Annotated in this window: 8 protein-coding genes; all 8 read right to left on the bottom strand. The window is 70.1% G+C overall.

All coding sequences use genetic code 11. The features are described from left to right. Positions 1-1,479 (bottom strand): DNA polymerase III subunit alpha (gene dnaE, locus IM632_RS13770; RefSeq protein WP_296552487.1); only part of this gene is annotated, 1,479 nt, incomplete at its 3' end. Positions 1,480-1,522: 43 nt separating this feature from the next. Beyond that, positions 1,523-1,612: a cell division inhibitor SidA gene (gene sidA, locus IM632_RS13765; RefSeq protein WP_110450102.1), complete on the bottom strand. Its 90-nt coding sequence runs from the start codon at positions 1,610-1,612 to the stop codon at positions 1,523-1,525. Positions 1,613-1,692: 80 nt separating this feature from the next. Next, the gene (locus IM632_RS13760) at positions 1,693-2,376 is read right to left on the bottom strand and encodes an ABC transporter ATP-binding protein (RefSeq protein WP_296497234.1); all 684 of its coding nucleotides are present in this window, start codon (positions 2,374-2,376) and stop codon (positions 1,693-1,695) included. Then, complete coding sequence (locus IM632_RS13755) at positions 2,369-3,673, bottom strand: lipoprotein-releasing ABC transporter permease subunit (RefSeq protein ID WP_296552488.1); 1,305 nt, start codon at positions 3,671-3,673, stop codon at positions 2,369-2,371. The genes IM632_RS13760 and IM632_RS13755 overlap by 8 nt, the downstream gene beginning before the upstream one ends. A gap of 243 nt (positions 3,674-3,916) precedes the next feature. Beyond that, entirely contained in the window at positions 3,917-4,177 is a 261-nt protein-coding gene (locus IM632_RS13750) for a DUF1467 family protein (RefSeq protein WP_296484058.1), read from the bottom strand. After that, complete coding sequence (gene mce, locus IM632_RS13745) at positions 4,174-4,599, bottom strand: methylmalonyl-CoA epimerase (RefSeq protein ID WP_296484061.1); 426 nt, start codon at positions 4,597-4,599, stop codon at positions 4,174-4,176. The genes IM632_RS13750 and mce overlap by 4 nt, the downstream gene beginning before the upstream one ends. A gap of 48 nt (positions 4,600-4,647) precedes the next feature. After that, the gene (locus IM632_RS13740; protein WP_296552486.1) at positions 4,648-6,933 is read right to left on the bottom strand and encodes a CoA transferase; all 2,286 of its coding nucleotides are present in this window, start codon (positions 6,931-6,933) and stop codon (positions 4,648-4,650) included. A 75-nt stretch (positions 6,934-7,008) separates the two neighbouring features. Further along, on the bottom strand, positions 7,009-8,277 hold a 1,269-nt coding region (locus IM632_RS13735), incomplete at its 5' end, for a ribonuclease J (protein WP_296552484.1).

Raw genomic sequence — 8,277 nt, 5'->3', positions numbered from 1 at the left:
GGACTCGTCCTCCTCCTGGGCCTGCCGCAGTCGAGGCTCCAGTTCGAGGGCCCGGGCCAGGGTCACGGGGTTGGCGGGATTGGCCGGAACCATCTTGGCGAGGCGGTCGACCTGTCCCAGAGGCATCTGCAGCACCCGGCCGACGTCCCGCAGAACCGCGCGGGCCTGCAAGGTGCCGAAGGTGATGATCTGCGCCACCCGGTCGCCCCCGTAGCGCTGCTGGACGTAGGCGATCACCTCCTCCCGCCGCTCCTGGCAGAAGTCGATGTCGAAGTCGGGCATGGAGACCCGCTCAGGATTGAGGAAGCGTTCGAAGACCAGGCCGTAGCGTAGCGGGTCCAGGCCCGTGATCAAAAGTGACCAGGCCACCAGGGAGCTGGCGCCGGAACCCCGGCCCGGGCCGACGGGGATGCCCTGTGACACCGCCCATTTCATGAAGTCCGAGACGATCAGGAAGTAGCCGGAGAAGCCCATGTTCTGAATGACGGCGATTTCCTGCTCCAGACGGGCCTCGTAGGCCTCGAGTGGGACCGCCAGGGGATGTACGGCCAGGCGGGCGCGTAGTCCCTCCCGGGCCTGGCTGGCCAGCTCCTCGTCCTCCGTCCGGCCCTCCGCGATGGGAAAGCGCGGCATGATCGGATCGCGCTTGTTGACCATGAAGGCGCAGCGCCGGGCGATGTCGATAGTGTTGTCGCAGGCCTCCGGAAGATCCGCGAACAGGGCGCGCATGTCCGCCGCCGGCTTGAACCAGTGCTCCGGCGTCACCCGACGGCGCTCGTCCTGACCGATGAAGGCGCCGTCCGCAATGCAGAGGAGCGCCTCGTGGGCCGTGTAGAGGTCGGCGGTCGGGAAGTAGACGTCGTTTGTCGCCACCAGGGGCAGGTCATGGGCATAGGCGTAGGCCACCAGCGCCGGCTCCGCCGCCGCCTGACTGGCCAGGCCATGCCGCTGGAGCTCGATGTAGAAGCGGTCGCCGAAGGCTGCAGCCATGGCCGCCAGAGCCGCCTCGCCCTCCGCCTTGCGGCCGGCGGCGAACAGGGGATCCACGGGGCCGTCGGCGCCGCCGGACAGGAGGATCAACCCCTCGGAATGGGCGGCCACTGCCGACCAGGGCACGGATGGCTCCTCGACGCCATCCGCCTCCAGGTAGGCCATGGAGGACAGGGTTGAGAGGTTGAGATAACCCGCCTCGGACTGGGCCAGCAGCACGATCGTGGGGGTGCGCGCCCAGCGCTCGGGCGGCCGGCCGCCGATCCCGGTGACCGGCAGGGCGCAGCCGATTATGGGCTGGACCCCGGCGTCCTTGGCGGTGACAGAGAATTCCAGGGCGCCGAACAGGTTGGCCCGATCGGCGATGGCCACTGCCGGCATGCCCTGCCCGGCCGCAATCCGCCCGAGCGCATCCGCCTTGGCCGCGCCCTCCAGAAGAGAATAGGCGGACCGAACGCGCAGATGGATGAAACCGCCCTCGACCGTCATCGCCTCTTCCCGCCCGTCCTCGTCAGACCCCGGGGCCTGAAACTCAGGCCGCCAGCACGGCCACCTGGCACATCATCCAGACAAAGCCGGCCACCGACAGAAAGGCCAGCGATTCCCTTGCAAGTCGAGCCATGACTTGATCCCCCAGTTACGTTCCTGAAATGTTCTTATTCCGGTTTTGTTCTCATTGCAAGGGGGTCTTCCGGCACGGACTCAAGCCGGGACGATCCGCCCCTGGCGCAAGGTCAGGACACGGTCCATCCGCTGGGCGAGTTCGAGGTTGTGGGTGGCGATCAGGGCGGCCGCCCCCTGCCCCCGGACCATGGACCGCAGGCTGTCGAAGACCGAGGTCGAGGTGTCCGGATCGAGGTTGCCAGTCGGTTCGTCGGCCAGGAGGATCAACGGCCGGTTGGCCAGGGCCCGGGCCACGGCCACCCTCTGCTGCTCGCCACCGGACAGCTGGGCGGGTTGATGTTCCAGCCGCTCGGCCAGACCGAGGTCCGACAGAAGGGCCGCCGCCCGGGCCCGGGCAGCGGCTGATGAGCGGCCCGCCATCAACTGGGGCAGCATGACGTTCTCGATGGCGGTGAATTCCGGCGACAGGTGATGGGCCTGGTAGACGAAGCCGATGGCCGAGAGCCGCACCCGGGTGCGCAAGGCGTCGGACAGGTCCGTGCAATCCCGCCCCTCGACGATAACCCGCCCCGAGGTGGGCTTCTCCAGCAGTCCGGCGGCGTGGAGGAGCGAGGACTTGCCCGAGCCGGAGGGCCCGACCAGGCCGACGATTTCGCCGGCGGACAGGTCGAGCTCGACCCCATCGAGGACGTGGAGCAGCCGGTCGCCGGACCGGTAGGTGCGGTGAAGGTCCCGGAGGGACAGGACGGCCGCCTCACTCATAACGAAGCGCCTCCACGGGATCGAGGCGGCTGGCGCGCCAGGCGGGCGGCAGGGTGGCGAGGAAGGCCGCGGCGAGGGACCAGCCGAGGATCAGGAGCACCTCCGCCCAGTCGATCCGCGCCGGGATCCGGGAGAGGTAGTAGACGTCGGAGGCGAAGACCCGGGCGCCGGTCACCCACTCCACCGCCTGCTGGATCGGGCCGATATAGGTGCAGAAGACAACCCCCAGGAGAAGGCCCGTCAGGGCGCCCGCCACGCCGACGGCGGCGCCGGCCATGAAGAAGATGCGCAGGATGGCGCCCTGCCCGGCGCCCATGGTCCGCAGGATGGCGATGTCGCGGCCCTTGTTCTTCACCAGCATGATCAGGCCGGAAATGATGTTGGCCGCCGCAATGACCACCAGCATCATCAGGATCAGGCGCATGACGTTGCGCTCCACCTTCAGGGCGCCCCAGAAAGCGGCGTTCCGCTCGGTCCAGTCGGAGACGGACGCGGCGGGCCCGGCCAGGGCGGCGGCCTGGGACTTCACCGCCGCAGCGCGATCCGGGTCGGAAAGCCTCAGTTCGATGAAGTCCGGCGCGCCCTCACGCCCGAAGAACAGGGCCGCCTGCTCGATGGGCATGTAGAGAAAGCTCTGATCATACTCGCTCATGCCGACGCTGAAGAGGCCGGAGACGATAAAGGTCTTGCGCTGGGGCGCGTCGCCGAAGGCGGTGGCGGCGCCGGTCGGGGAAATCAGTGTGATGGGATCGCCGGGCCTCAGGCCCAGGCCGGCGGCGAGGCGCTCGCCCACGAGGACGCGGTCGCCGCCGTACTCTCCCTCGCCCCAGCCCTTGAGTCCGCCGGGCGTGACATTGTCCGCGACGAGGCGGGTCGCCAGAAGATCGGCACGGGCGACCCCGCGCACGATGGCGCCCGAAACCTGGCCGTCGCCCACCGCCATGACCTGACCCTCGATGACCGGGGCGGCCTGGACCACGCCGGGCAGTCCGGAGAGGCTGCGGGTCAGCGCGGCGGTATCGAGGCCCGAGGCGGGGGAAGACGCGACGAAGACATGGCCGTTGAAACCGAGGATGCGCGAGAGGCGTTCGGCCCGGAAGCCGTTCATCACGCTCATGACGATGATCAGCACCGCCACGGCCAGGGCGATGCCGACGTAGGCGATGACGCCGATCATGGCCACGCCGCCCTCGCGACGCTTGGAGCGCAGGTATCGCCCGGCCACCATCCGCTCCCAGCGGCTGAAGGGGCCGGCGGGGCGGACGTCGAAGGCTTCGTAGGCGTGGGCGTCGGGCATGGGCTCGGACTTGCGGAAGACCCGCCCGCTATGCCCCGTTTCGTCGGCGAAAAGAAGGCCGCCCGGGAGCTGGGCGGCCTTCTCCATCTCGGGGAACGCTCCGACCGAAGTCGGTACCGGGAAGAAAACGCGTTTTCCCTGGCTGGTCCCGCTTTTCGGGAGATCGCCTCAAAGACGGGTGTGCGGCGCCCGGTTCATAGGCGGACAGCCCCCGCGGCGCCCGGGGATTGGGCGGCCCTGATCTCAGCTGACCTGGCGCAGGGGGGTGATCGGGATGACCTGAAAATGAATCAGCAGGAACAGGAGCACGAAGAGGACCGCAGAGATCACCGTGGTCAGCAGGAACTTTTCCTTCAGCCGCGGATTGACCGGAGAGGCCGGATCGCCCCCGCCCGGCGGCTTGGTCCCCGCCTCGGCATGCGACTGGGAGCCTAGGGGCAAGACGCCGAACAGGACGGTCCACCAGAGGGTCAGGTAGATGGCGATGCCGGTGAAGAGGCTCACGCGTGGCCACCTTTCGGCGTTTCCATGAGCTCGACGAGGACGCCGCCCATGTTCCGGGGATGGACAAAGATCACCGGCGTGCCATGGGCGCCGATCCGCGGGACTCCATTGTTCAGCACCGTGGCGCCCTTGGCGGCCATGTCGTCCCGGGTCGCCAGGATGTCCTCGACCTCGAAACAGACATGGTGCTGGCCGCCGGCCGGGTTCTTCGCCAGGAAGCCATGCAGGGGCGAGGCCTCGCCGAGGGGCTCGATCAGCTCGATCTGGCTGTTGGGAAGGTCGACGAAGCAGACGTTGACGCCCTGCTCCGGCATGGCCTTGACCGCCGAGATCTGCGTGGCGCCGAGGACGTCGCGATAGAGCTTCACGGACTCGGCGATAGAGGGGGTGGCGACCCCGACGTGGTTCAGTCTTCCGATCATGCCGGATGAATACAACGCCGGCGGCCGGTCGTCATCCATGACCAAGGGTCACTGGGTGAACAGGGCCGCCCCGCCGTCGCGCAGGTGGCTCCGCGCCGCCGCCGGCTCGAAGACCGCGCCGGCCGCCAGCAGGGCCTCGATCCGCTCTGGCGCCAGCCCGAACTCGGCGAGGACCTGGCGGGTATGCTCGCCCGCATCCGGGACAGGATGCCGGAAGCCCCCGGGCGTCCGGTCGAAGTCGGCGTAGCTGCGGACGCCCACCGCCTCGCCGAGGCGGGGATGGCGCCAGGCGACGAAGACGTCGTTTTCTGCGAGCCAGGGATCATCGTAGGCCTCGTAGCCCCGCACGCAGGGGGCGCAGGGCACGCCGGCGGCCTCCAGGGCGTCCAGTGCGGCGGCGCGGGGGCGTCCCGCCAGGGTGGCCGCCAGCCGCCCGGCGAGGGGCCCCTCGGGGGGTGCGGTGAGGGCGTCTGTGGGGTCCGCCTGCGTCCCCAGCACCGTCAGCAGGGCCTCCGCCTCGGCGACCGTCTCGGCGGCCACGGCGAGCCAGCCGTCCTGGCACTCATAGTAGCGATGGGCCGGGCTCAGCCCCACGCAGTCGATCCCGCCCGAAGGCGCAGGCGGACGGCCCTCCCAGGTGACGACCTCGCCCAGCTGGAAGGTCAGGCTCTGGGCCAGCAGGCTGGTGATGACCTCCTGCCCCTCCCCGGTCCGACGTCGGGCGTTCAGGGCCGAGATGATGCCGAAGGCGACCACGCCGGCGGTGGCCACGTCATTGACGGCGATGGTGTGCAGGACGGGCTCGGCGTCGCCGCCCTGGGCGGCCATCATGCCGCCCTCGGCCTGAAGCAGGGGGTCGAAGCCTGGCAGGGGCGCCCTCGGCCCTGCGTCACCATAGGCGTTCACCGAACAGGAGATGATCCGGGGATTGATCTGGCGCAGGGCCTCATAGTCCACGCCCAGACGCTTGCGCACGCCAAAGCGGTAGTTGTCGAGCACCACGTCGGACTGCCGGACGAGGTCGAAGAACATCTCCTTCGCCCCGGGTTGTTTGAGATCGATCCCCAGTCCCCGCTTGCCGCGGTTGCAGGTCAGAAAGGGGCCCCCGTCCGAGCGGAAGGGATCGCCCTCGGGGGACTCGATCTTGATGACCTCGGCGCCGAGGTTGGCCAGGACGGCCCCTGCCAGGGCCCCGGCGATCACCGAGCCCATGTCGAGGACGCGGACGCCCTCCAGAGGTCGGCTCGCCCCGGGGCCAATGGTCCGGGGCTGGGGCGGCCCCCAGGCGGGGAGCGGCCCGGCGGTGGGCAGGGACCGGACGGAGGCCGGCGTGGCGGACAACCGGGCGGGCGGTCCGGGCATGGCCAGAGGCCCCCGTACCGGATCGTCAAACTCAAGCCTCAGACCCGCATGGCGCACGGCATCTCCGGCAAACCAGTCGGTGCGATTCCCGACCGGCGCGCAGGGGACGCCGGCGTCCGCCAGGAGGCCCAGCCAGTGACGCCGCGGCTGGCTCCGGAAAACCTCCTCCAGGACGTCGAGGGCGAGGGCGGGGTTGAGGACCAGGACCTCCCAGTGCGCGCCAAGCCCGAGGGCGTCGATGGCCTTGCGGAAGAAGGGCATGAAGAGGGTGGCGAGGAAGAACCACTCTCCGTCGCCGCACTGGTAGAGCCGATAGCTGGGCGAGGCGCCCTGCGGCGCGCCGCGCGGCAGGCGGGGCTGGTCGAGCACCATGACCACGCCGCCGACTTCCGAGACGCCGTGGAGACCGCTGACGGTCACCGCCTGCCCCTGCCCCGAGGCGCCCCGCTCGTAGAGGGCTGCGCCCATGGCCCCGGCCGCCATCACCGCCTGGCCGTACCAGCCAATGGGCAGGATCAGGTGAATGGGGCTGTCGCCGTGGGCGCCTTGCCGGAAGGCGATGCCGGAGATCGCCGCCAGCAGGCTGTGACGGGGCGGCATGCGGCTCCAGCGGCCGCAGGTTCCGTAGGGCGGCATCCAGACATGGATCAGGTGGGGGGCGCCGTCCCGCAGGCTGGCGGCGTCGAGGCCCAGGGCCTCCAGGTCTCCGGGCGGATGATCGAAGACGGCGATGTCTGCGGCGCGGGCGAGATCCTTTGCCTGCGCCAGGTCCGCCGGGACGGAGAGATCGAGGGTGACGACGGTCTTGTTCCGGTTCCAGGCCGAATAGCCGGGATGATCCTTCAGCCGATCACCGCCGGGCGGTTCGACCTTGACGATCTCGGCCTCGAAATCGCCCAGCAGCATGCAGGCCATGGGCCCCGCCACGCCCTGCGTGAAGTCGGCGATGCGCACGCCCAGGTAGGCCGACATGCCCCCTCCCCCCCTTTTTCTGTTGGGAGAAAGGTCGGCGAAAGCGGCCGCGCTGGCAAGCCGTTCGCAGCCGGCTCAGAGCCTCAGGAGGGTGGTCTGGACCACGGGGCGGCGGCCCCAGATGCGCTGGGCGGCCTTCTTGAGGGCGCGCGAGATGGCGGCCTCCACCTCGGCGTCGATCTCGCGCTGGTCTCCGTCCAGACGGCGCACGGCGGCCTCGGCGGCGTCGGCCAGGTCGTCGAGGATGTCGTCCAGAGGCCGCTCGGGCTCTCCCGGCAGGCCGATCGCCCGGACCTGGGGTCCAGAAGCGATGCGCCCGCGACCATCCAGAACCAGGGCGGCGTGAAGGACCCCGCTGGTCGCCGCGTGCCGGCGCTCCCGCAGGGGCTCTCCATCCTGGGGCGTCAGGAAACCGCCATCGATGTAGATACGCCCGGCGGGCACCTCATCGATCACCTCGGCCCGGCCCGGGGCCAGGCGGACCATGTCGCCGTTGCGGGGCGCCACGGCCTGCGGGACCTGGAGGTCGCGGGCGAAGGCGGCGTGTTCGAGCAGGTGGCGGCGCTCTCCGTGGGTGGGAATGGAAATCTGCGGCCGGGCCCAGGCGTACATGTCGGCCAGCTCGTCCCGGCAGGGGTGACCAGAGACGTGGATGCCGGGATGCTCCCGGTCGGTGATCAGTCTTATCCCCCGCTCGGAGAGCCGGTTCTGCATGTCCCGGATGGCGATCTCGTTGCCCGGGATCACCCGGCTGGAGAAGATGACGGCGTCCCCCGCCCCCAGGCGGATGTGAGGATGCGATCCGTCGGCGATGCGCGACAGGGCCGCCCGCGGCTCTCCCTGGCTTCCCGTGCAGAGAAGCAGGACCTGCTCGGGCGGCAGGTGTGAGGCCTGAGCCTCGGAGATGAAGCCCTGGGAGTCGACGTCCATGCCCACGTGACGGGCGGCGGCGGCCATCCGGATCATGGACCGGCCCACCAGGCAGATCTTTCGGCCCGCCGCCCGGCCGGCGACGATGGCGGTCTCCATCCGGGCCACGTTGGAGGCGAAGCAGGCGACCGCGACCCGACCGGTCTGAGCGGCGATGACCCGGATCAGTTCCTCGCGCACGTCCGCCTCGGAGCCGGCGCGGCCGTCGACGAAGACGTTGGTGGAGTCGCAGACCATGGCCAGGACGCCGTCATCCCCCAGCTGGCGCAGGGCGCCGGCGTCAGTGACCTCGCCCAGGAGGGGCGACGGATCGATCTTCCAGTCCCCGGTATGCAGCACGACGCCCAGGGGCGTGCGGATGACCAGGCCGTTCGGCTCGGGAATGGAGTGCGTGAGGGTGACCATCTCCACGTC

Source organism: Phenylobacterium sp., assembly GCF_020402505.1.
In the GTDB taxonomy this organism is placed as follows: Bacteria; Pseudomonadota; Alphaproteobacteria; order Caulobacterales; family Caulobacteraceae; genus Phenylobacterium.
This window is presented reverse-complemented; position numbering and strand designations above follow the sequence as displayed.